The following is a 23122-nucleotide window of genomic DNA, read 5'->3' as shown; positions in this document are numbered from 1 at the left end:
GGCCGGATCATGAGAGTTCGAAAAAGGGTTGGCATGATACCCGCTCTCGATGACCGGATAAAGGCTGAATTGGATAAAATCTGAACAGTTCTTCTGTAACGTCCTGGGAGCAATCCAGGCGAAACAGTCATAAAACTGTCGTTAATCCAGAGTCGTCCGTGAACTTGTGCAGCCGATTCACTCAGGCGAGTGGAAACTCAGACTGTAGTTCACCGCTTTCGGGCCGGGGTCAAGAATATCCAGGGCGATGTGAATCGGGGTCTGCGGCGGCATTTCCGCCGCATCCTGCAAGTCACCGCCCAGGTATTCCCCGGGCTTGAAGCTGCGGCTGGCGATCAGGTGGCCGTTGAGGTCGGCGAAGCGCAGCTCAAGCAGCGGGAAGGGTTGGGAGAAGGGCGCGCGGTTATAGATGATGGCGTCCACCACCAGGGCGCCGCTGAATTCCGGATGGCTGCGTACCACCAGGTTGCTGCTCTTGATCCGGGCGATGTCGACCCGGGAAGGTACCGTGCAGCCGAATTCCGGGCACAGTTGCTGGAACCAGGGGCGGTACTGGTCCTGGCGGGCCAGCTCATCAAAGTGATAGGCGACGTATTGTCCCACCAGGCCGCCGGCGGCCAGCAGGATCAGCAGCAGCCAGAGCAGGCGCTTGCCCCAGGGCGAGCGGCGCTTCTGCCAGTCGAGGTGGAGCGGGTCGTCCACCAGGTCCAGCAGCACCTCTTCCTTGACCCCGGGCTCGTTGCGCTCGCGGCGCTTCTTGCCGGAGACGGCGGGCTCGTCGTCCTGGTCGTCCGGGTTGGCAGGCGAGTGAGGTTCCAGGTCATCGTCCAGGCGCAACCTGGGCGCCTGGGGTTCGTCGTCCAGGTCCGCGAGGTTGAACGACAGCGACGGTTCGGTGCGGCTGGGCTTGGGTGGTTCGGCGCTGGGTTCGGCGTCGTCCGGTTGCACCTTGGGGGGCGAAGGCTCGCTGTCGTCCCGTTCGGCGGCGCTGCCGAACAGTCCGTCCGGCCAGTGCGCCTCGTCGGCGTCCTGGGTGTCGCGCCGGGCGCTGAGGCTGCCTTCCTTGTGCTCGCGTTCCTGGCCAAAGGCCTTGGCTGGCTGGATTTCGCGCTGTTCGAGCTTGGCCAGTTCCTCATCGAGGTCCAGGTGATCCAGGTCCATCTCGGCGGCCGACCATTGCTTCTGGCTGATGGCGCGCTGAGGAGCGGCAGGGGCCGCGGGGGGTGGCAGATCCGGCTCGGGTGCCGCCGGTGCCGGCGCCACGGTCGCTGCGGGAGCAGCCGGTGGCGCTACGGGTTTGGCAGCGGCTTTCGAGGTGGCAGCTTCCTTGGCCGCGCGCTGCTCGAGCAACTGCCGTGCGGCGTTGAACACCTGCAGGCAGGAGCCACAGCGAACCACTCCACGGGCCACGCTCAACTGGGCGTGGCTGACGCGGAAGCGGGTTTGGCAATGCGGGCACTGGGTGACGAAACTGTCGGTCATGCGGCCATCCGGATTATGCAGGCGGCCATTCTAGCGCCGACGGCCGGTGATGCGCACCCAGCCATCAAGGGTGGCGATCGGGTCCAGATCGAAGTCCTGGGCATAAGCCGCGGCGACTTCCTCGCCCTGTTCGGCAAGGATGCCGGAAAGCGCCAGGCGCCCGCCAGACTTGACCAGCCCCGAAAGCTGCGGCGCCAGGGCCACCAGTGGCCCGGCCAGGATGTTGGCCACCAGCACATCGGCTTGCTCCTGGGGCAACTGCTCGGGCAGGTAGAGCGGGAACAGCTCGTCGGCAATGCCGTTGCGCCCTGCGTTGTCACGGGAGGCTTCCAGGGCTTGCACGTCGATGTCGGTGCCCACCGCCTGTTTGGCGCCCAGCAACAGGGCGGCAATGGCCAGGATCCCCGAGCCGCAGCCGAAGTCCAGCACGTTGCAGTCCTTCAGGTCCTGGCCGTCCAGCCATTCCAGGCACAGGGCGGTGGTCGGGTGGGTGCCGGTGCCGAAGGCCAGGCCCGGGTCCAGCAGCAGGTTCACGGCCTCGGGCTCCGGCGCGGCGTGCCAGCTGGGAACGATCCACAGGCGCTGGCCGAAACGCATGGGCTGGAAGTTGTCCATCCAGCTGCGCTCCCAATCCTGGTCTTCGATGACTTCGCTGTGATGCTCGGGCAGCGGGCCGCCGGTCAGCAGTTCCATGTGGGCGAGTACGCTGGCGGCTTCGGTGCCGCCCTCGAACAGGGCCAGCAGATGGGTGTGGGACCAGAGCGGGGTGGTGTTCAGTTCAGGTTCGAAGATCGGCTGATCCTCGGCGTCCATGAAGGTGACCGAGACGGCACCGACTTCAAGAAAAGCGTCTTCGTAGGTTTCGGCTTGTTCTGGGCTGATGGCGAGACGGACTTGCAGCCAAGGCATGGCGGGCACCTTTGAAAATATGTGATGTGCAGCCTAGTGGGCCGCGAGAAGCGCGCAAGTTTACGCGAGACGCCCCTTGGGAGCGAGGGGGATGCCCTGTGCTTGGTCGCAAGGACGGTTGATCAGGGAATGGCCGCTGCGCGGTTCGCGAGCAGGCTCGCTCCTGCAGGGCGGCGGCGGATACGACAAGGCCGCTCGAAAGCGGCCTTGTCGGTGTGGCGGGTGCCGATCAGTGTTGCTCGGCCAGCTTGTGCTCGAGGTAGTGAATGTTCACGCCCCCTTTGCAGAAGCCTTCGTCACGGGTCAGGTCGCGGTGCAGCGGGATGTTGGTCTTGATCCCGTCGACGACGATTTCGTCCAGCGCATTGCGCATGCGCGCCATGGCTTCGTCACGGGTGGCCCCGTAGGTGATCAGCTTGCCGATCAACGAATCGTAGTTCGGTGGAACCGCGTAACCGCTGTACAGGTGCGAGTCGACGCGCACGCCGTTGCCGCCCGGGGCATGGAAATGCTTGACCGTGCCTGGGCTTGGCATGAAGGTTTTCGGGTCTTCGGCGTTGATCCGGCATTCCAGCGCGTGGCCGCGGATCACGACGTCGTCCTGGGTGAACGACAGCTTGTTGCCGGCGGCAATGCTGAGCATTTCCTTGACGATGTCGATACCGGTCACCATTTCCGATACCGGGTGCTCTACCTGCACGCGAGTGTTCATCTCGATGAAGTAGAAGCGGCCGTTCTCGTAGAGGAACTCGAACGTGCCGGCGCCACGGTAGCCGATGTCGATGCACGCCTTGACGCAGCGGGCGAAGACTTCCTGGCGGGCGGTCTCGTCGATGCCCGGTGCCGGCGCTTCTTCGAGGACCTTCTGGTGACGACGCTGCAGCGAGCAGTCGCGGTCGCCCAGGTGGATGGCGTTGCCCTGGCCGTCGGACAGCACCTGGACTTCCACGTGACGTGGGTTGGTCAGGAACTTCTCCAGGTAGACCATCGGGTTGCCGAACGCCGCGCCGGCTTCGGAGCGGGTCAGCTTCGCCGAGGCGATCAGGTCTTCTTCCTTGTGCACCACGCGCATGCCGCGACCACCACCGCCACCGGCGGCCTTGATGATCACCGGGTAGCCGACTTCACGGCCGATGCGCAGGGCGGTTTCCTCGTCTTCCGGCAGCGGGCCGTCGGAACCTGGAACCGTCGGTACGCCGGCAGCGATCATGGCGTGCTTGGCGGAAACCTTGTCGCCCATCAGGCGGATGGTCTCGGCTTTCGGGCCGATGAAGGCGAAGCCGGAGTTTTCCACCTGTTCGGCGAAGTCGGCGTTTTCCGCGAGGAAGCCGTAGCCAGGGTGGATCGCCGTGGCGCCAGTGACTTCAGCGGCCGCGATGATGGCCGGGATGTGCAGGTAGGACTGCGCGGCTTGCGCAGGGCCGATGCATACCGATTCGTCTGCCAGGCCCAGGTGCATCAGCTCCTTGTCGGCCTTGGAGTAGACGGCTACGGTCTTGATCCCCATTTCCTTGCAGGCACGCAGGATCCGCAGGGCGATTTCGCCGCGGTTGGCGATCAGGACTTTTTCCAACTTCGCAGGCTTCAACATCAAAGACTCTCCGCGGTTCAAACGATGGTGAACAGCGGTTGGTCGTACTCAACCGGCTGGCCGTCTTCGACAAGAATGGACTCGATCACACCGCTGGTTTCAGCTTCGATGTGGTTCATCATCTTCATCGCTTCGACGATGCACAGGGTGTCGCCCTTCTTCACGCTCTGGCCGACTTCAACGAAGGCTGGCGAGGTAGGCGAAGACTTGCGGTAGAAAGTACCGACCATCGGCGAACGGGCCACGGTGCCGTTCAGCGCGGGTGCGGCCGGTGCTGCAGGAGCGGCGGCGGCAGGAGCGGCAGCGGCAGGCGCAGCCACTGGAGCGGCAACCGGAGCCGGTGCATAGTACTGCTGGGCTGGAGTCTTGCTGTGGCGGCTGATGCGTACGGACTCTTCGCCTTCCTTGATCTCCAGCTCGTCGATGCCGGACTCTTCCAGCAGTTCGATCAGTTTCTTAACTTTACGGATATCCATGAATCATCAACTCCCAAGGGTCGGTCAGGGGCGTTTATCGCTTGTCGTTCAAGCGTTTGCCTGACGTTCAAGCTGTTCTAGGGCGGCCTCCAGGGCCAGTCGGTAACCGCTGGCGCCAAGGCCGCAGATCACTCCCACCGCAACATCGGAGAAGTAGGAGTGATGACGGAAAGGTTCGCGTTTGTGCACGTTGGACAAATGCACTTCGATGAATGGGATGCTCACCGCCAGCAGCGCGTCACGTAATGCGACGCTTGTATGCGTAAAAGCTGCTGGATTGATCAAAATGAAATCCACGCCTTCATCGCGGGCGGCATGGATGCGCTCGATCAATTCGTACTCGGCATTGCTCTGCAGGTACTGCAGATGGTGCCCGGCATCACGGGCCCGTTGCTCCAGGTCCTGGTTGATCTGGGCCAGGGTGGTTGCACCGTAGACCCCCGGTTCACGGGTGCCGAGCAGGTTCAGGTTGGGTCCGTGAAGAACCAGTAGGGTGGCCATCGGTTGTTCCTTGTTATCGGGGGCTGTTGTCAGAACCCGGCGACTATGCCGGAAAGACTTTATGACTGTCCAGTTCTCTGCAATAGCCAGCACGATGACCGATGTTTGCGCAAAATATGTGACCGACAGGTTAAATCCGGTCATTTGCCCTCAAGAAGGGGGGCGTGCTTCTTGTCGCCCGTTTCGTCGCTGATGGCGGTGGGTTGTGGTTTGCGCGCCCGTTTCAGAGCCTAGACGCGGAACGCTTGGACGGCCGTATGTAATTGCCCGCCCAGGTCCAGCAGGTTTTCGCCCTGGGCCCGGCCTTCGCCGATGCGCAGCAGGTTGTCGCCGCCCAACTGGTGGATGCGTTCGCTGTGATCGCGGATTTCGCTCACCGCGCCGCTCTGCTGGGCAGTGACATCGGCGATCCGCACGGCGGTATCGGCGATGGTCTGGATCGCCCCGACGATTTCGTCCAGGGCGCCATCGGCGGCCTGGGCCTGGCCGGCGGTGGCCTCGGCGTGTTCGACCTGGGCGCGCATGCCTTGTACCGATTGCTGGGCGGCGGCCTGCAGGCCGGCGATCAGGGTCTGGATCTCCGCGGTGGCCCCGGCGGTGCGCTGGGCCAGGGAGCGCACTTCTTCGGCGACCACGGCAAAACCGCGGCCCATTTCCCCGGCGCGGGCGGCTTCTATGGCGGCGTTGAGGGCCAGCAGGTTGGTCTGGTCGGCGATGGAGCGGATCACCGTCAGCACGCCGCCGATGGTGGCGGATTCCTGCGCCAGGTGTTCGATCATCTGCGCGTTGCCCTGGACTTCCCCGACAAGGGCGTGCAGCCCGGTGAGGCTCAGGCCTATGACTTTCTGCCCCTGCTGCACGGCGAGGCCAGCACTGCGGCTGGCGTCGGCGGCCTGGCTGGCGTCCCCGGCGACCTGCTGGATGGTGGCTTCCAGTTCGCCCAGGGCATCGCGGATCTGTGCGGTGTCGCCGGCCTGGCGCTCGGCGCCGCTGTGCAGGCCGCTGCTCAGGTCGGCCAGGGCACGGCTGCTGCCGGCCACTTGTTCGGCGTTCTGGCGGATGGTGCCCACCAGGTCCACCAGGTAGGCGCGCAGGCGGTTCAGGGACTCCTCGATGTCATGCAGCTCGCGGTTGGTCTTGCCCAGCTGGATCGGTCGGCTGAAGTCGCCTTCGGCCCAGGTCGACAGCGCCGGGGCGAGGTTGGTCAGAACCCGCGCCAGCTTGCGCTGCAAGGTGTCGATCACCAGGGCGATCAACAGGATCAGGCCGATCATCAGCCCCTGCATCAGCCGCACTTCGCCCTGGATCTGCCCGTGCTGGGCCCGTACCGCCGGTTCCAGCTCGGCGATGGCCTGGCGCACGGCGTTGATCTTCAGCAGGGTTGCGGCGCTCAGGTCGGCGCGCTTCTGGATCTGCTCGCGGGTGCGCTGCAGTTCTGCCGGATAGCGGCTGAGCAGGCTGTTGAGTTCACGCTTGAAGCCTATGCCGGCATCTTCGGCGGCGGCTTTCTCGGTGTTTTCCAGGCCCATCATGGCGGCGAAATCATCGGTGCCCGATTCGCTGCTGGCGGCCACGCCCAATAAAGGCAGGGCTTCGAGCTGATCGGCCTGGGCGCGGATGCTGTTCACTTCCCGTTCCACATCGGCGGCCAGCTCGCTGCGGCCACTGCTCACCAGCTTGTCCCGGGCCAGGGAGAGCTTGCCCAGGTGCTGGGAGGCGGTGAGCAATAAAGGCAGGTAGTTCGCGGCTTCCGCGCTCTTGGCCCCGCTGGCGTACTGGCTGAGCTGCTCCAGGTTGGCGCCCAGCTCGCGTTCGGCCTGCAACAGCAGGGCCTGGGGATCGCCTGCCAGCTTGCCGGCGGCCAGCAGGTCGGTCTTGCTGAAGTCGTCGAGGCTGGCCAGGCTCGGGCGCAGGCTTTGCGCCAGCGGTGGCGGCAGTTCGCCCAGCTCGCCCTGCAGGGTTTCCAGGGCCTGGGCCGCACTGCTCAGGCGCAGGGCATCGCCGCTGGCCAGGTAGTCTTCGATATTGCGCGCCACCTGGTTCTGAAACTGCTGGGACAGCCCCAGGTAGCGCTCCATCAATAGATAGGGGCGTTCCAGGGCCCGTTGCGACCACCAGAGCGTCGCCCCAAGGGCGAGGCAAACGGCAACGAGCAGCAGGGTATTGAGATTGGTCAGCAGCTTCAGGCGCATCGGGGTTCTACCAACGGCTTAAATGGTAAGCGCCTGAATTTATTGCGTTTGTATTACAAGGTTATGACCGAATCGGTGGATTCGGATGAAAAGATGGCACTTTGACTTGATCGCGCGGCCTGGACCCGATTGCGCCCGCCATGCTTGGCCCGGTACAGGGCTTCGTCGGCCTGGCTGGCCATCATCAGGCTGTCGGAATCCTCCTGCATTTCCACCACCCCGGCGCTGAAGGTGCACCACAGGTCCTGGGGCTGGGCGGGGTAGTGGATCTCGGCAAAGCGCTGGCGGATTTCGTCCAGAACCTTGCACGCGGCGTCCTGGTCGGTGTCGGGCATGACAATGGCAAATTCTTCGCCGCCGTAGCGGCCGATGAAGTCGGTCTTGCGCAGGCGCTGTTTGAGAAACAGCGCCAGGCTCTTGATCACCCGGTCGCCCATGGGGTGGCCGTGGCTGTCGTTGACCCGCTTGAAGTGGTCGATATCCAGCATGGCGAAGCTCAGCGGCTTGCCCTCGCGACGGGCGCGGAAACTGCAGTCTTCCAGCAGTTGCAGGATATGGGTGTGGTTGTACAGGCCGGTGAGGCTGTCGCGGACCATTCGCGCCTTGAGGTTGCGCGCCCGGGCCGCGCGGTTGCGCACGGTGGTGATCAGGTGCCGGGGCTTGATCGGCTTGGTGAGGAAGTCGTCGCCGCCTTCGCTCATGGCGTCCAGCTGCTTGTCCAGGTCGTCCTCGGCGGACAGGTAGATGATCGGCACGCTGACGTAGCGGTCGTTGTGGCGGATTACCTTGGCCAGTTCGGTGCCGGTGCAGGCCGGCATGTACATGTCGAGAATGATCAGGTCCGGCTGGAAGTCCGCCAGCTCGGCCATGGCCTGGATCGGTTCGATCAGGGTGCGGGTGACGATCCCGGCACTGTTGAGCAGGCGCTCGGTGTGCAGGGCCTGGGCCCGGGAGTCGTCGATGATCAGCACTTTATATGGTTCGTACTGGGCGACGCAGGTCAGTACTTCGATTTTTTCCAGCAGGCTGGAGGCTTCCAGGGTGCCGGTGAGGAATTCCTGGCCGCCGGCGCGCACTGCGGCCAGGCGCGTCGGGGTGTCGGTTTCATGCAGGCTGAAGAACAGCAGCGGGAGTTTCTGCTCCAGGCCGACCTGGGCCTCGGCGGCCAGGGTCAGGCCCATGCCGGCACCGCAGAAATCCACATCGATGACGATGGCCGCCGGCAGGCGTTCGACCATGGACGAACGAAAGGCCGGAATGCTGTCCAGGGACTGGGCGCTGAGGCCGAAGAATTCCAACTGCTTGGCCAGGCGCTCGGCCCGGTCGTGGTCCTGCAGCATCACGTAGATCGGCTTGCGCAGGGGCGGCAGGAAGGTCTGTTCCAGTTGGTCGCCGTGGCGCAGCCCGGTGCGCGACAGGCGCTGCATCAGGCGGTTGAGGTCGGTGATCAGGTTGCTGCTGAGGCGGCCACGGTTGGCGTCCACCGCTTCCAGGGACTGGCTGATGCTGCGGGCCAGCTGGGTATGTTCGGGTTGTTCGAAACGTTCGGCGAAGCGCAGCAGGCGCAGGTTGGCCTCGCACAGCTCCGACATGTCGGTGGTCGACCATTCGCTGCGTTGCAGACGCTGCCATATCTCAAGAATCTGACGTGCCTGATGAATTACCCGCTGGGCAAAGTGGTGCTTGAGGCGCTCACGGCTGGGGTCTTCTGGCTCGGTCATATCCTGACTACTAGTTAGGGTGCATGCTGAGATCGACTGGTGGCTCTATGCTAGCACCACTTTTGTGTCCCATGAGTGTCGTACGTCAATAATGTGCAAAGCGACGTTATTCAGTTCCTGACCGACTGGTCGCGTAGGCTCCGGACTGTGCTTCATTTATAGTGGCCAGCTGATTCGCAATCATTGCGCGGCGCGCATTTGCCGGAAGATTTATCCCGTCAAGGCAAGGCACGATGGAGTAGGGTTGTGGTCGAACCGATGAACTCAAGTGATTGAAAGGACATAGCCATGCTGGATTGGAAGAATCGCGCAGGCAGCGCGCCAGATCGTGCTGCCGAACCCAAGTCGGCGACACGCAGCTATTTCGGTGGCCTGCTGTTCAGTCGTGCCCTGGCCACCTTGCTGGGCCTGTATCTGCTGGTCACCGGTGCCCTGGGCTGGTACTGGAGCCAGGAGCCGGCGCTGTTCCCGGTCCAGCAGAACGCCCAGATCGCCGCCGAGAAGGAAGGCCGACAGATGGTGGTGGGCTACACCACCGTGGAAACCCTGAAGACCGTGGTCGGCACCCTGCTGGACAAGCCGGGTGGCTACATTTCCAACGACCGTTTTCCACCGGGGCTGTGGATGGACAACATGCCGAGCTGGGAATACGGCGTGCTGGTCCAGGTCCGCGACCTGACCCGTGCCCTGCGCAAGGACTTCGCCCGTTCCCAGTCGCAGTCCGCCGAAGACGCCGACCTGGCCAAGGCCGAGCCGCGCTTCAACTTCGACAACAAGAGCTGGATCCTGCCGTCCAGCGAATCGGAGTACCAGGAAGGCATCAACTCCCTGAGCCGCTACCAGGCGCGTCTGTCCGATCCGAACCAGAAGACCGCGCAGTTCTATGCCCGCGCCGACAACCTCAACAACTGGCTGGGTGACGTTGGCACGCGCCTGGGCTCGCTGTCCCAGCGCCTGTCGGCCAGCGTCGGCCGGGTCAAGCTCAATACTGCTCTGAAGACCGAAGTGCCGGCCCCGGGCCAGGGCCCGCAGGTTGATGAAGAAGTGGTGGAAACCCCGTGGATGCAGATCGACAACGTGTTCTACGAAGCCCGTGGCCAGGCCTGGGCGCTGTCGCACCTGCTGCGGGCCATCGAGGTGGACTTCGCCGATGTGCTGGCGAAGAAGAACGCCACCGTCAGCGTGCGCCAGATCATTCGCGAACTGGAAGCGTCCCAGGAGCCGGTCTGGAGCCCGATGATTCTCAATGGCAGCGGCTTCGGCGTGCTGGCCAACCACTCGCTGGTGATGGCCAACTATATTTCCCGGGCCAACGCGGCGGTCATCGACTTGCGTCAATTGCTCAATCAAGGCTGATCCATGGTCGCAACCGACAAAGAGGCGGCCCACCGCGCCGCCTCCGATGCAGAACAGATTGCCTGGGTCGATGGCGAAGACCAGTTGCTGGGCGCCATGGTCCGTTCCGAGTTGCGCGAGCGCGGCCTGATCGGGCGTGGCACCTACATCATGCTGTTCAACTCCGCCGGTGAGCTGTGCGTGCACCGGCGAACCCTGAGCAAGGCCATCTACCCGGGCTACTGGGACGTCGCCGCCGGCGGCATGGTCCTGGCCAGCGAGAGCTACGCCGAGTCGGCCGCCCGGGAACTGGAGGAGGAACTGGGGGTGAGCGGGGTGGAGCTGGTCGCCCACGATCATTTCTTCTTCGAGGACACCGGCAACCGCCTCTGGTGCTCGGCGTTCTGTGCGGTGTGGGACGGCCCGCTGCGCCTGCAGCCGGAAGAAGTCCTCGAAGCGCACTTCATGCCACTGGATCAGGTGCTGCGGGAAATCCACGAAAAGCCCTATTGCCCGGACTCCCTGGCTGCCCTGCAGCGCTATCTGGCACGGCGTCGCTAAAGTTGCATAAATTGGCGCTGATTGGCTCTTAGCAACCGGGCTTTTTGCCGTTACACTGCGCGACTTTTCAAGCTGAACCAGGCTGCCCTGGTTCAGTAGCGCTGCCCCTGCCTGAGTGGGGCTTCGCGGTCGATGGCACCGCCATGTGCTTCGACCAGTCTTTGTCCTCCCAAGAGGATTGCCGGTGGCCAAAAAAGCCGCATCCTTCGCCGCCCTTGGTGGCCTGGTATTTTCCACCGACGCAGGTCGACATTGCCCGGACTGTAGCCAGCCGGTAGCCGCCTGTATCTGCAAACAAACCGTGATCCCGGCCGGCGACGGCATTGCCCGCGTGCGCCGCGAAAGCAAGGGCCGTGGCGGCAAGACGGTGACTACCATCACCGGCGTGCCCCTGGCCGAAGATGCTCTCAAGGAGCTGGCCACGACGCTGAAGAAACGCTGTGGCACCGGCGGCGCCCTGAAAGACGGCGTCATCGAAATCCAGGGCGACCATGTCGAGCTACTCTTGGCGGAACTGGTCAAGCACGGTTTCAAGGCGAAGAAGTCCGGCGGCTAGCAGCCTCTGTGAAAACCACCTGTGACTGGACCCTGTCTTGATTCGCTCAGGACACCGGCGTCGTCTCCATGGTTTTCACAGAGCCTGTTCATGAACGGTTTCTAAACTCGGCACGGCGGGCGCGGTCTATTGCGCTTGCAGGCTAATCGTCATTTTCATTCTTTAGACTGCGCCAGCCCTGGAGTGGGGCGGCGCTCTATGACTTCTTTATAGGGGACTTCGATGTCCGTACGACGCACACGTAAAGACGATGGCAGCCAATGGACAGTTGCGGACAGCCGCAGTGTCTACGGGATTCGCCATTGGGGGGCCGGGTATTTCGCGATCAATGACGCCGGTCGCGTCGAAGTTCGTCCGAACGGCCCGAGCAGCTTGCCCATCGATCTGTTCGAGCAGGTCGAGGAGCTGCGCAAGAGCGGCTTGTCCCTGCCGTTGCTGGTGCGCTTCCCGGACATCCTCCAGGACCGCGTGCGCCAGCTGACCGGTGCCTTCGACGCTAACATCGGGCGCCTGGAATACCAGAGCAAGTACACCGCGCTGTACCCGATCAAGGTCAACCAGCAAGAAGCGGTGATCGAGAACATCATCGCCACCCAGAATGTTTCCATCGGCCTGGAAGCCGGCTCCAAGCCGGAGCTGCTGGCGGTACTGGCCCTGGCGCCCAAGGGCGGCACCATTGTCTGCAACGGCTACAAGGACCGCGAGTTCATCCGCCTAGCGCTGATGGGCCAGAAGCTGGGCCACAACGTGTTCATCGTCATCGAGAAAGAGTCCGAAGTGGGCCTGGTGATCGAGGAAGCGGCGTCCCTCAAGGTCAAGCCACAGGTGGGCCTGCGGGTGCGCCTGTCGTCCCTGGCTTCGAGCAAGTGGGCCGACACCGGTGGTGAAAAGTCCAAGTTCGGCCTGTCGGCGGCGCAACTGCTGTCGGTGGTGGAACGTTTCCGCGCCGCCGGCCTGGACCAGGGCATCCGCCTGCTGCACTTCCACATGGGCTCGCAGATCGCCAACCTGGCGGACTACCAGCACGGCTTCAAGGAAGCGATCCGCTACTACGGCGAGCTGCGCAACCTCGGCCTGCCGGTGGACCACATCGACGTCGGCGGCGGCCTGGGTGTGGACTACGACGGCACCCACTCGCGCAACGCCAGTTCGATCAACTACGACATGGACGACTACGCCGGCGTGGTGGTGGGCATGCTCAAGGAATTCTGCGACGCGCAGAACCTGCCGCACCCGCACATTTTCTCCGAGAGCGGCCGCTCCCTGACCGCCCACCACGCCATGCTGGTGGTGCAGGTCACCGACGTCGAGAAGCACAACGACGACGTGCCGCAGATCGACAACAAGCAGGAGCTGCCGGAAACCGTGCAATGGCTGGTGGACCTGCTGGGCCCGACCGACATTGAAATGGTTACCGAAACCTACTGGCGCGCCACTCACTACATGAGCGACGTGGCCGCCCAGTACGCCGACGGCAAGCTGACCCTGGCCGAGAAAGCCCTGGCCGAGCAGTGCTACTTCGCCGTATGCCGGCGCCTGCACAACTCGCTCAAGGCGCGCCAGCGTTCCCACCGCCAGGTGCTGGACGAGCTCAACGACAAGCTGGCCGACAAGTACATCTGCAACTTCTCGGTATTCCAGAGCCTGCCGGACACCTGGGCCATCGGCCAGGTCCTGCCGATCCTGCCGCTGCACCGCCTCGACGAAGAGCCGCTGCGCCGCGCGGTGCTGCAGGACCTGACCTGCGACTCCGACGGCAAGATCAAGCAGTACGTCGACGAGCAGAGCATCGAGACCAGCCTGCCGGTACACGGCCTCAACGAGGGCGAGGACTACCTGCTGGGGATCTTCCTGGTGGGCGCCTACCAGGAAATCCTTGGTGACATGCACAACCTGTTCGGCGACACCGACTCGGTGAACATCTACCAGCGGGCCAATGGCAGCGTGTACCACGCCGGGATCGAGACCCACGACACCATCGAAGACATGCTGCGCTACGTGCACCTGTCGCCGGAGGAGTTGATGACCCACTACCGCGACAAGGTGGCCAGCGCCAAGATCAGCGCCGCCGAGCGTACCCAGTTCCTTGACGCATTGCGCCTGGGCCTGACCCGTTCGTCCTACCTGTCTTCCTGACAGCCCCGGCGAACCCTGGAAACCCACCGCTTGCGGTGGGTTTTTTTTGCCCGCAATTCAGGCTGTGCGGCCTGCGGGCACGAGGTTCAGCGAGCCTCGGCGAACCAGCGGTCGCGGCGCTGCAGGTGCCAGGCGAAGGCGCCAAGGGTCAGGCTGCGCAGGAACATGAACAGCAGGAACGTCAGCCACAGGCCGTGGTTGCCCAGGCCTTGCAGAGCCCAGGCAAAGGGCAGCAGCAGGAGCACGGTCAGGAGCATGCCGTTGCGCATTTCCCGGGCCCGGGTGGCGCCGATGAACAGGCCGTCCAGCAGGTAGCTCCAGACCGCAATCAACGGCAGTACGGCGAGGTAGGGCAGGTAGGTAAAGGCGGTCTGGCGCACGTCGGGAATATCGGTCTGCATTTCGATGAACAGGTGACCGCCCAGCAGGAACAGCACGGCGAACCCCAGGCTGGCCAGCAGCGACCAGCCTCCGGCTACCACCAGCGAGCGGCGCAGGGCCGGGCGGTCATGGGCGCCGATGGCGTGGCCGCACAGGGCCTCCACTGCGTGGGCCAGGCCATCGAGGGCATGGGCGGTAAGCAGCAGGCCGTTGAGCAGCAGGGCATTGGCCGCCACTGTGGCATCGCCCAGGCGGGCGCCTTGCACGGTGATCAGGAAGAACACCGATTGCAGGGCCAGGCTGCGGATGAAGATGTCACGATTGACCGCCAGCAGCGGGCGCCAGCTCTGCCAGCGGCGCAATGCCGCCCAGGCGATTTGCCCCGGATAGGCCCGCAGGGCCGGCCGGGTCATGGCCAGGCCGACCAGCGCGCCGCTCCATTCGGCGATCACCGAAGCCCGGGCCGAGCCCACCACGCCCCAGTCCAGGCCGAGGACGAACCACAGGTTGAGGGCGATGTTCAGCACGTTGGTGCTGAGCAGGATGGCCAGCGGTGCCCGGGCGTTCTGGGTACCGAGAAACCAGCCCACCAGGGCGAAGCTGGCCAGGGCCGCGGGCAGGCCCAGCAGGCGGGTGTGGAAAAAGCTCCGGGTCATCTGGTCCAGCTCCGCCGAGGGCTGCATCAGGTGCAGCGCCGCGCCGCTCAGGGGCACGCCTATGGCGCCCAGCAGCAGCGCCAGCCCCATGGCCAGTATCAAGCCCTGGAGCAGGATCTGCCGCAGCGCCGCCCCGTCGCCGCGCCCGGCGGCCTGGGCGGCGAAGCCGGTGGCGCCCATGCGCAGGAAGCCCATGGCCCAGGCCAGGAAGGTATAGAGGCTGGCACCGACCGCCACGGCGCCCAGCTGGTGGGCGTGGGGCAGGTGGCCGATCACCGTGCTGTCCACCAGCGCTACCAGGGGCACGGAAATGTTCGACAGGATCATCGGCGCGGCCAGGGCCCAGACGCGGCGATGGGTGGGGCGGTGACGCCAATCGGAAATCAGGGGGGGCATGCAGGCTCCTTGCGAGAGCGGGCATTGTACCCGGCGCCCGCGGGCGCCGGGGGTTAGTGCGGGGGGATCAGTGGATGATCCAGCTCAGCAGCCAGAGGCCGAGCACCAGCCAGATGATGCCGAGGATGATAGAGGCTCGCATGAAGGCGCGGATCGCCGAGTACAGGAACATCAGGCCGATGATCAGGGCAATGATGCTGACGATCGAGGTGTCCATGCCCAGAGCGCGGGACAGGCCGTCGACAAAGTTGCCCCCGGCGTGGGTCAGGGTATTGAACAACCCGCTGAGCAGGTCGACGATAAAGCGGATCACCGAGCCGATGGCCTGGCCGAGCCATTCGAAGAAACTTTCTACCTGCATGTGCGCGTCCTGATGAAAGATGGGCCGAGTGCCCGAGCTCAAGCTTGGGCCATGAACACCCGTGGCGAGTTCCCTGTTAAGCATAGAAGCTGCCGGGGGTTGCGCATTCTGGAGGAGCCGGCTGGCCAGCGAAAGCGCTCTTGCGTCCCACGCCCATCCCCCGGAAGCTATACGCCTTCAGGAGACCCCGATGAACCTAGAGCAACTGACCCAACGCCTGCACGCCATTCGTGACCGCAACGATTGGCGGCAATTTCACAGCCCGAAGAACCTGGCCATGGCCGCCAGCGTCGAAATGGCCGAGCTGGTGGAAATCTTCCAGTGGCTGAGCGAGGACCAGTCGCGGCAACTGCCAGCAGACAAGCTGGCCCATGCCGGCCAGGAAGTGGGGGATATCGTCCTCTACCTGCTGTTGCTGTGCAGCGAGCTGGGGTTGGACATGGACCAGGTGGTACGCAGCAAGCTGGCGGACAGCGAACGGCGGTTCTGCTCATGAGCGACCGGCATTTCGACCAGTTGGCGACCCGTTTCGCCGAGAAGATCTATGGCGGCGCCAAAGGCGCGATCCGCCTGGCGGTGCTCCAGGCCGATCTCAAGGAAGCGCTGCCCGAGCGGCCACTGCGGGTGCTGGATATCGGCGCCGGGCTGGGGCACATGTCCTTGTGGCTGGCCGAGCGCGGGCACCAGGTCACCCTGGCCGAGCCCGCCGCGCCCATGCTTGAAGGCGCCCGCCAGCGCTTTGCCGACGCCGGGCAGCAGGCCACCTTCATCCAGGCGCCCTGGCAGGAACTGCTGGGGCAACTGACCGAACCCTACGACCTGGTGCTGTGCCACGCGGTGCTGGAATGGCTGGCCGAACCCCACGCGATCCTGCCGGTGCTGCATCAGTTGACCGCCGCTGATGGCTGGCTGTCCCTGGCCTTCTACAACCGCGACGCACTGGTCTACCGCAACCTGCTCAAGGGCCACTTCCGCAAGATGCGCAAGAACGACATGGCCGGCGAGAAACAGAGCCTGACCCCGCAACAGCCCCTTGATCCTCGCGAGCTGGCGGCGCAACTTGAGGGCCTGTGGCGAGTCGAAAGCCAGAGCGGAGTGCGGGTTTTCCACGATTACATGCCGGTGGAGTTCCAGGCCCGTGCCGAGCTGACGGATCTGCTGGAAATGGAGCTGGCTCACCGTCGACACCCAAGTTTCGCCGGGCTTGGGCGTTATCTGCATTGGCTGTGCCGGCCGGTCTAACGGAGTGTGCAATGAAACACCGCCTGGGTCTGATCCTCCTGTGTTCGGGGCTTGCCGCCTGTCAGGGCAGCAACCCCTATGTCGCCAGCTCCAACCCGCTGCCGCCGGCCCCGCCGCAAGCGGCCAACACCTTTGACCGCAGCGCCTACCCGGCGCCGCAACGGGACTATGGCCGCTACCGCAACTGGGCCTGGCTCAATGGCCGCCTGCCCAGCGGTTCGGCCTGGGCCGACTCGGCGCAGATTGCCGAGGCGGTCAGCAATGCCCTGGATCAGCAGGGTTTGCGCCCTGTGCATGACAACCGGCCGGCGGACCTGTGGGTCAGCGCCGACCTGCACCTGGAAAAGCGCCTGCGCCAGGTCCAGGACGACTACGGGTATGGCGGTTACGGCGGCTATAACCGTTATGGCCCGGGCTACGGCATGTACGGCAGCGTGCCGGTGGTGCGCACCTACGAGGTGGAAGTGGTGGTGGTGCGGGTCAACCTGTATGACGGCGCCAGCGGCCAGCCGGTCTGGAGCGCCAGCGCCGAGACCAGCAGCCGCGGCAGCCTCGGCGAGCGGGCCGATGCCTTGCGTGAGGCGGTGCAAAAGGCAATGGCGGCCTATCCTCCCAGTTAGGATCGCCCCCGGTTTTTGTCTTCAAGCGGAGAAACAGCATGTTCCATCGAATCGCTCTACTGGTGTGTGCCGCCTTGCTCAGTGCCTGCGCCGCCAACCAGGTCAATCATGACTTCGACGCCAGCCGGGACTTTGGTGCCTACCGCAGTTGGAACTGGAAAGAACCCGCCCTGCAATACCGCCCGGATGATCCACGGATCAAGAGCGACTTGACCGAACAGCGCATCCGCCAGGCGGTGGCCGAGCAACTGGACCAGCGCGGCCTGCGTCCGGCCCAGGGCGGTGCCCGGGCCGACCTGAATGTGCAGGCGTACCTGATCGTCGAGGACCGCCAGCAGCAGGTCACCACCAACTATGGCGGCGGTTGGGGCGGCCCGTGGAATGGCTACTGGGGCGGGCCGATGTACAACGAAACCCGCAACATCACCTATAAGGTGGCAACCATCCAGATCGACCTGCTGGACGGCAAGGACGGCAAGCTGGTGTGGCGCGGCAGCGACGAGCAGATGCTCAGCAGCTCGCCCAACCCGGCAGATCGCAGCGCCGCGGTTCGCACTACGGTGATGCGCATCCTGCAGAACTACCCGCCCCACTGAAACCTTCGACCGGGCAGGGCGGCACAGGGTGTGCGGCCCTGCCTGATGCCGCCAGTCCGGCGCCCCTGCGCCCCGGCCGGCGTCTGCCACGGCCTTTGACTACACTGCTTTCATCGATGGAGATAGCGCTCGGCTGCGAGCCGGTAAAGGAGTGCCCCGATGTCTCCCCTGAAGCGGTTTTACGGCCCGGCCCGTCAGCGCGGGGCCATTGGCCTGATGGCGGCGGTGACCTTCGGCCTGGCGTTGTTGCTGATGCTGCTGGTAGTGGACAGCGGCCGGCTCTACATGGAACAGCGCAAATTGCAGCGCGTGGCGGACAACGCCGCGCTGGAGGCCGTCAGCCGTGGCGGCACCTGCCAGGCCGGCCTGACGGCCGCTGCCTACGCCGGCCAGAACGCCACCCGCAACGGCTTTACCGTAGCCACCGGCAGTAGCCTGAGCACTTCCTGCGGTTCCCTGACCACCGGGGCCAACGGCCTGCGGACCTTCACTGCCAACCCTGCACAAGCGGTGGCGATACGGGTGATCGCCACCCATACCGTGCCCATCAGCGTGGCATCGGGGGTGGCGGCCCTGTTCACACCGGGGCCGATCAACCTCACCACCCAGCTCAGCGCCACGGCCGTTGCCGCGGCGCCGACGCCCACCGTGGCGCAGTTGAGCATTCGCAGCACCCTGGGCACCGTCAGTACCGCGCAATCGAGCATTCTCAACCCACTGGTGGGCGGGATGCTGGGGGGCAGCCTGAGCCTCAGCGCAGTGGGCTGGAACGGCTTGCTCAACACCAACATCAACCTGCTGAGCTACCTCAACCAACTGGCGATCAATCTGGGGGTGGCCGCTGGCAATTACACCCAGTTGCTCAATACCACCACCAGCGTGACACAACTGATCCAGGCGGCGATCACCGTGGTCCAGGCCAATGGCGCCACCGCCGACATCCTGACCGCCCTGGGCAACCTGCAGGTTGCCGCGATCAATGCCGCGCCCTTGAAGCTGGGAGATATCCTGCAGTTGCAGACCGGCCTGCCCAGCACCGCCCTGGATGCCAACCTGCAACTGTTCCAGCTGTTGCAGGCGGTGATCCAGTTGTCCAACAGCAACAGCGCGGTGGCGGCGACCTTGCCGATCAACGTGCTGGGGCTGGCCAATATCACGGTGCAGGCCAAGGTCATCGAGCCGCCGCAGTTGTCGGCCATCGGCAATCCGGCGCTGGCCAAGGCCGATCCCATGGGCGCCAACCGGATCTATGTGCGCACTGCGCAGGTACGGACCCTGGTGCGGGTCAATCTGTCCCTGCCGCTGGTTTCCGGGTTGAGCACCGCGGTGGGCAACCTGGTGGCGCCGCTGACCCCGGTGTTGAACAGCCTGCTGAGCCTGAACCTGGTGGCGACCCTGGGTTCGGCGTTATGCCTGCTGGGGGCGGGGTGCGAACAGCTATACCCGGCCATCGCCTCCTCATCGGAGATCGACCTGAGCCTGGACGCGGGGGGCGCGATTGTCTATGTCACCGACTACAGCTGCCCGGTGAACAACAGCGGGACCAAAAGCCTGACCGCCCATGCCATCAGTTCCATCGCCGACTTGAAGGTCGGCCAGATCGACCCGGCCAATGCCTTTTCGTCTGCCGCCGAGCCCGTGGTGAAGCCGTTGCCGCTGGTGGACCTGGGCATACGCACCTGCTACCAGTTCCTGGTCCTGCCGGGGCGCTGCGACCCGGTGGTGCACTACGCGGGCGGCGGCATCGCGGTGATGGTCAACACCAGCGTGGCGCAGAATACCCAGGACCTGGTGTTCTCCAGCTCGGCGTCGCCGTTTCCGATACCGCCCAACGTCAATCAGACCCCGACTTACCAGACGGCGGCCCCGACCACGAACATCGTCAACAGCCTGGCGGGCACCCTGGCCGGCATCAACCTGATCGTCTACAAGCCGGTCAACAACAACCCGCTGGGGGCCATTGTCACGGGGCTGGCTTCGGCCATCAGCGGGGTCAGCAACCTGCTCACGCCGTTGATCACCGGGCTCCTGAGCCCGCTGCTGGACCCTCTGCTGAATAACCTGCTGTCGGGGCTGGGGATCAACCTGATGGACGTGGAAGTGGGGGCCAACCTCACCTGCGGGCAGACCGGCAAGGCCTACCTGGTGATCTGATCCGCCTCGGCGATCGGCAGTTCGATGCAGAAGCGCGCGCCGTCCTGGCTGTTGCTGACGCTCAGGCGGCCCCCCATGTTCTGCACGATGCCATAGCTCACCGACAGCCCGAGCCCGGTGCCGATGCCCACCGGCTTGGTGGTGAAGAACGGCTCGAAGATCCGCTCCAGCAGGCGCGGGTCGATGCCGCCACCATTGTCCTCGACCCACAGGCGTACCCACTGCTCGTCGCGCTGGCCGTACACGGCGATCCAGGGTTTGAAGTCGTGCTGCTTTTCCTGTTTGCCCAGCAGGGCGTCCCGGGCATTGACCAGCAGGTTGATCAATACCTGCTCCAACTGGTCGACAAACCCCAGCACCTGGACCTCGAACCCCAGCTCGCTGATCCGCAACTCCAGACCCTTGCCACGCATGCCTTCGGCCAGCAGCGAGAGGGTGCCTTCGATGGCGTGGGCCGGGTTGAACGGCTGCTGTTCCACTTCCGAGCGTCGGCCGAACACCCGCATGTGGTCCACCACCCGGGCCGCACGCTGGACCTGGGCGTCGATGCGCTTGAGCTTGTCGGTGAGGTAGTCGATCTGCACGTCGCCATTGCCCAGGCGCTTGAGCACGTTGACGATGGCCATGCGCATCACGTTGAGCGGCTGGTTGATCTCGTGGGCAAGCCCGGTGGCCATTTCCCCCAGGGTGGCCATTTTCGCGCTTTGCGTGAGCTGCTGCTGGGCGCGCCGGACTTCGGTGTTGTCGCGGCCCACGGCCTGGATTTCCAGCAGTTGCCCCCGTTCATCGAACACTCCGCGATCCGACCACACCCACCAGGCATGTTCGCGCCCGGGCAATTGCAGGTTGATCTCGGCGGTGCTCACGGGATATTCCGGGCTCAACAGCTTGAGCCGGCGCTCGAAGCCTTCACGCTGTTCGGCGGACAGCCACTGCCCCAGGTTGCTGCCCGGCAGTTCCTCGGGGGCGCATTCCAGGTAGGCCGCCAGCGGCCGGTTGCCAAAGGTCAGGGTCAGGTCCGGGCGATAACGGCAGATCATCGCCGGCGAATCTTCCACCAGGATCCGATAGCGTTCTTCGCTCTGGCGCACCTGCTCGGCGGCCAGGGTTGCCTCGGTGACGTCCAGCCACAGGCCGACGGCTTCCACCGGCAACCCCAGGTCGTCGCGCAGCAGCTTGGCTTCGTCCAGCACCCAGTGGTATGCCCCGTGGCGATCGCGCAGCCGATAGCGGGTATGCACACTGCCTTCGCGAAGCAACTGGCGGCAGCGCTGGAAATACAGGTCGCGGTCGTCGGGGTGCACCCACTCCGCCAGGGGCTGCGCCGTGCAGTCCGCCAGGCTCCAGCCCAGCAGGGGTTGCAGGCTGGCGCTGAAAAAGCTCGGCTGCAAGGCGCCTTCCTGGTAACGCTGGACGTAGATCACCGCCGGTGAACTGGCGATCAGGTTGTCCAGCCGGGCATGGGCGGCGGCGGCCTGCTGCTGTTGGTTCTTGATGTCGCTGATGTCCAGCATGAAACCCACCAGGCGTTGGCTTTCCCCTCGGCCCAGGGCCTGGCCCTGCAAGCGATACCAGCGCTGGGGGGCGCTGGGGTCGGGCTCGTGCAGGCGCACATTGAGCAGCAGCGGCTTGCCCAGTTTCAGTTCCTGCAGGCGGCTGCTGAGTTCGCCGCGGTCGGCGGGATGAATCAGTTCCAGCCAGACCTGCACGCTCAGGCGGGCGCCATCCTCGGGCAGGTGCAGGCTGGCGGCCAGGCGGCTGGCCAGCACTACTTCGGCGGTGTCCGGGCACAGCTCCCACCAGCCGGCGCCCAGCAGCCCTTGGAGGGCCTCCAGGCGTTCCAGATGCAGGTGATGGCGATGCTCCCGCAGGCGACTGAGCAAGGGCCCGGCCAGGGCTGCGGCGAGCATCAGCCAGTCGCGATCCAGCAGGTACGGGGCATGCTGCTGGACCGCGTAGCAGCCGCACAAGAGCCAGGCGGCGACGCCGTGATCATCCCGATACGGCACCAGGAAGCCTTCGCGATGGCCGAAGATGCCTTGCAGTCGCGGGTGTTCGTTGAGGCCCTGGATCTGGTTCAGGTGCTGCGGGGTGTTGCCGCTCAGGCTGTCCAGGCCGGCCCCCAGGGCCTGGCCTTCCTGCCACAGGCGCGGGGCGTCATGGGCGCTGTAGCAGCTGTGGATCACCCAGCCCTGCTCCTGCTCGTCGAGCAGGGCCAGGCCGAGACAGGGAATGTGCCAATAGCGGGCCAGGTCGGTGAGTTGGTCGTGGAGCACGTCCGGCAGGCGGGTCAGGTTGCACAGGCGCAACTGTTCGCTGGCCTGGGCGGCAAACACCCGGCACTGCTCGCGCCCCAGGGCCTGTTGCCGCTGCTGGACCAGGTCGCCGATATCCAGCAGTTGCAGGTGCCATTCCTGCCCACAGCGCTGGACCCAGCCGCGCAGGTGCAGGGGCTGGCCGCCGGCGCCGCGCAGGTCCAGGTCCAGCACCTGGCCGCTCCAGTCGGCAGGGCCGCCCTCAAGGGCCAGGACGCTGCCGGGCAATACGTAGTCCAGCAGGTGCGGTGGCTCCCGGGAGGGGGGCAGCTGGATCAGGCTGTGGCGCAGCGGGCCGTGGCTGGTGAGGATGCGCCCCTGTTGATCGAGCACCAGTTGCAGGCCCACCGCCTGGGGCGGCAGCGGGCTGTGCGGCGGGGCGGCGGGAAGCGCCTGGCGGCCCAGTAGACGTCCGAGCAGCTTGTCGCCAGAGGTCAAAATTGCAGACTCGAGATAGCGGTCAGGGTGGTGGGCAGGCTGGGTACCGGGCCGATTCCCGGCAGCACCAGCCGCGGCAGCACCTGGTTCAGCTTGCTGGTGGGGTAGTTCACCGAGACCGTCAGCACCCCGGCGCTGTACACCGCGCTGTAGTCGGTGGCGGCGAAGTTGAAGGGCGGGGGAATCCACTGGGTCTGGGTCTGCACCACGCTGTTGGCGAGGTTCTGCACCGTGGTGGCGTAGTTCGGGGTATTGGGGTCGACCATCACCGCGCGACGCACCGCTTCGGCAGTGGCCTGGTGGAACGACTGCATCATCAGCAGCGGCAGGCTGTAGCTGACAAGACCGTAGAACACCGCGAAAAAGATCACGAACACCGCGGCGAATTCGATCGCCACAGCGCCTTTCTGCTTTCTAGGGAGGCCCGGTTTCATGAGTGCGTCTACCCTGACAACCACTATGTCCATTGAGCATAGGACCATTCCGGCAAAAGGGACCGTTCT

The 23122-nt window shown here is 64.9% G+C and carries 20 protein-coding genes; 9 read left to right on the top strand and 11 right to left on the bottom strand.

The annotated features are described in order from the left end of the window. Positions 1 to 177: 177 nt before the first annotated feature. From AC1RCO_RS20770 to gcbA, 7 genes are all read right to left on the bottom strand, one after another. Positions 178 to 1482 carry a DUF3426 domain-containing protein gene (locus AC1RCO_RS20770; RefSeq protein ID WP_053148860.1) on the bottom strand — a complete coding sequence of 435 codons (1305 nt, stop codon included), beginning with the start codon at positions 1480 to 1482 and terminating at the stop codon, positions 178 to 180. A gap of 30 nt (positions 1483 to 1512) precedes the next feature. Beyond that, complete coding sequence (gene prmA / locus AC1RCO_RS20765; RefSeq protein WP_065364917.1) at positions 1513 to 2391, bottom strand: 50S ribosomal protein L11 methyltransferase; 879 nt, start codon at positions 2389 to 2391, stop codon at positions 1513 to 1515. A gap of 229 nt (positions 2392 to 2620) precedes the next feature. Further along, a complete protein-coding gene (gene accC, locus AC1RCO_RS20760) occupies positions 2621 to 3982 on the bottom strand; it encodes an acetyl-CoA carboxylase biotin carboxylase subunit (RefSeq protein WP_015633996.1) in 1362 nt (453 codons plus the stop codon). Between the two features lie 17 nt (positions 3983 to 3999). Further along, complete coding sequence (accB, locus tag AC1RCO_RS20755; RefSeq protein WP_011059041.1) at positions 4000 to 4458, bottom strand: acetyl-CoA carboxylase biotin carboxyl carrier protein; 459 nt, start codon at positions 4456 to 4458, stop codon at positions 4000 to 4002. 48 nt (positions 4459 to 4506) lie between these two features. Next, positions 4507 to 4959, bottom strand: coding sequence for a type II 3-dehydroquinate dehydratase (gene aroQ, locus AC1RCO_RS20750; RefSeq protein ID WP_011059042.1), 453 nt, complete (start codon positions 4957 to 4959; stop codon positions 4507 to 4509). A gap of 230 nt (positions 4960 to 5189) precedes the next feature. Continuing rightward, on the bottom strand, positions 5190 to 6233 hold the full coding sequence (locus AC1RCO_RS20745) for a methyl-accepting chemotaxis protein (protein WP_370511281.1): 1044 nt from the start codon (positions 6231 to 6233) through the stop codon (positions 5190 to 5192). 971 nt (positions 6234 to 7204) lie between these two features. Then, positions 7205 to 8872, bottom strand: a complete 1668-nt coding sequence (gcbA, locus tag AC1RCO_RS20740; RefSeq protein WP_015634000.1) for a diguanylate cyclase GcbA — start codon at positions 8870 to 8872, stop codon at positions 7205 to 7207. Between the two features lie 288 nt (positions 8873 to 9160). On the opposite strand from gcbA, the gene AC1RCO_RS20735 reads away from it, so the two are divergent. From AC1RCO_RS20735 to speA, 4 genes are all read left to right on the top strand, one after another. Continuing rightward, the gene (locus AC1RCO_RS20735; protein ID WP_011059045.1) at positions 9161 to 10228 is read left to right on the top strand and encodes a DUF2333 family protein; all 1068 of its coding nucleotides are present in this window, start codon (positions 9161 to 9163) and stop codon (positions 10226 to 10228) included. Between the two features lie 3 nt (positions 10229 to 10231). Beyond that, positions 10232 to 10768 carry an NUDIX hydrolase gene (locus AC1RCO_RS20730; RefSeq protein WP_011059046.1) on the top strand — a complete coding sequence of 179 codons (537 nt, stop codon included), beginning with the start codon at positions 10232 to 10234 and terminating at the stop codon, positions 10766 to 10768. A 184-nt stretch (positions 10769 to 10952) separates the two neighbouring features. After that, on the top strand, positions 10953 to 11324 hold the full coding sequence (locus tag AC1RCO_RS20725; protein WP_015634001.1) for a translation initiation factor Sui1: 372 nt from the start codon (positions 10953 to 10955) through the stop codon (positions 11322 to 11324). 222 nt (positions 11325 to 11546) lie between these two features. Then, on the top strand, positions 11547 to 13460 hold the full coding sequence (gene speA / locus AC1RCO_RS20720) for an arginine decarboxylase (RefSeq protein WP_041115725.1): 1914 nt from the start codon (positions 11547 to 11549) through the stop codon (positions 13458 to 13460). 86 nt (positions 13461 to 13546) lie between these two features. On the opposite strand, the gene AC1RCO_RS20715 is transcribed toward speA, so the two are convergent. Together AC1RCO_RS20715 and AC1RCO_RS20710 are read right to left on the bottom strand one after the other, a co-directional pair. Continuing rightward, positions 13547 to 14893, bottom strand: coding sequence for an MATE family efflux transporter (locus AC1RCO_RS20715; RefSeq protein ID WP_011059049.1), 1347 nt, complete (start codon positions 14891 to 14893; stop codon positions 13547 to 13549). 67 nt (positions 14894 to 14960) lie between these two features. Continuing rightward, positions 14961 to 15254: a hypothetical protein gene (locus AC1RCO_RS20710; protein WP_011059050.1), complete on the bottom strand. Its 294-nt coding sequence runs from the start codon at positions 15252 to 15254 to the stop codon at positions 14961 to 14963. Between the two features lie 190 nt (positions 15255 to 15444). Here AC1RCO_RS20710 and AC1RCO_RS20705 point away from each other — a divergent pair, with 190 nt between their 5' ends. The 5 genes from AC1RCO_RS20705 to AC1RCO_RS20685 all read left to right on the top strand — a co-directional run bounded on the left by AC1RCO_RS20705 (position 15445) and on the right by AC1RCO_RS20685 (position 19866). Next, entirely contained in the window at positions 15445 to 15750 is a 306-nt protein-coding gene (locus AC1RCO_RS20705) for a MazG-like family protein (RefSeq protein ID WP_011059051.1), read from the top strand. Continuing rightward, on the top strand, positions 15747 to 16496 hold the full coding sequence (locus AC1RCO_RS20700) for a methyltransferase (RefSeq protein ID WP_011059052.1): 750 nt from the start codon (positions 15747 to 15749) through the stop codon (positions 16494 to 16496). The genes AC1RCO_RS20705 and AC1RCO_RS20700 overlap by 4 nt, the downstream gene beginning before the upstream one ends. 11 nt (positions 16497 to 16507) lie before the next feature. Next, positions 16508 to 17116, top strand: coding sequence for a DUF4136 domain-containing protein (locus AC1RCO_RS20695; RefSeq protein ID WP_019095460.1), 609 nt, complete (start codon positions 16508 to 16510; stop codon positions 17114 to 17116). A 38-nt stretch (positions 17117 to 17154) separates the two neighbouring features. Continuing rightward, complete coding sequence (locus tag AC1RCO_RS20690; RefSeq protein ID WP_011059054.1) at positions 17155 to 17712, top strand: DUF4136 domain-containing protein; 558 nt, start codon at positions 17155 to 17157, stop codon at positions 17710 to 17712. Positions 17713 to 17871: 159 nt separating this feature from the next. Then, the gene (locus tag AC1RCO_RS20685) at positions 17872 to 19866 is read left to right on the top strand and encodes a pilus assembly protein TadG-related protein (protein WP_492618005.1); all 1995 of its coding nucleotides are present in this window, start codon (positions 17872 to 17874) and stop codon (positions 19864 to 19866) included. Here AC1RCO_RS20685 and AC1RCO_RS20680 read toward each other — a convergent pair. Both AC1RCO_RS20680 and AC1RCO_RS20675 read right to left on the bottom strand, forming a co-directional pair. Beyond that, on the bottom strand, positions 19851 to 22619 hold the full coding sequence (locus AC1RCO_RS20680) for a PAS domain-containing sensor histidine kinase (RefSeq protein WP_492618004.1): 2769 nt from the start codon (positions 22617 to 22619) through the stop codon (positions 19851 to 19853). The two genes, AC1RCO_RS20685 and AC1RCO_RS20680, sit on opposite strands and share 16 nt — an antisense overlap. Then, complete coding sequence (locus tag AC1RCO_RS20675; protein WP_220223637.1) at positions 22616 to 23053, bottom strand: TadE/TadG family type IV pilus assembly protein; 438 nt, start codon at positions 23051 to 23053, stop codon at positions 22616 to 22618. Before AC1RCO_RS20675 ends, AC1RCO_RS20680 begins: the two co-directional genes overlap by 4 nt. Positions 23054 to 23122: the final 69 nt, after the last annotated feature.

This window comes from Pseudomonas sp. GW823-FHT03E05 (assembly GCF_058796855.1).
This window is presented reverse-complemented; position numbering and strand designations above follow the sequence as displayed.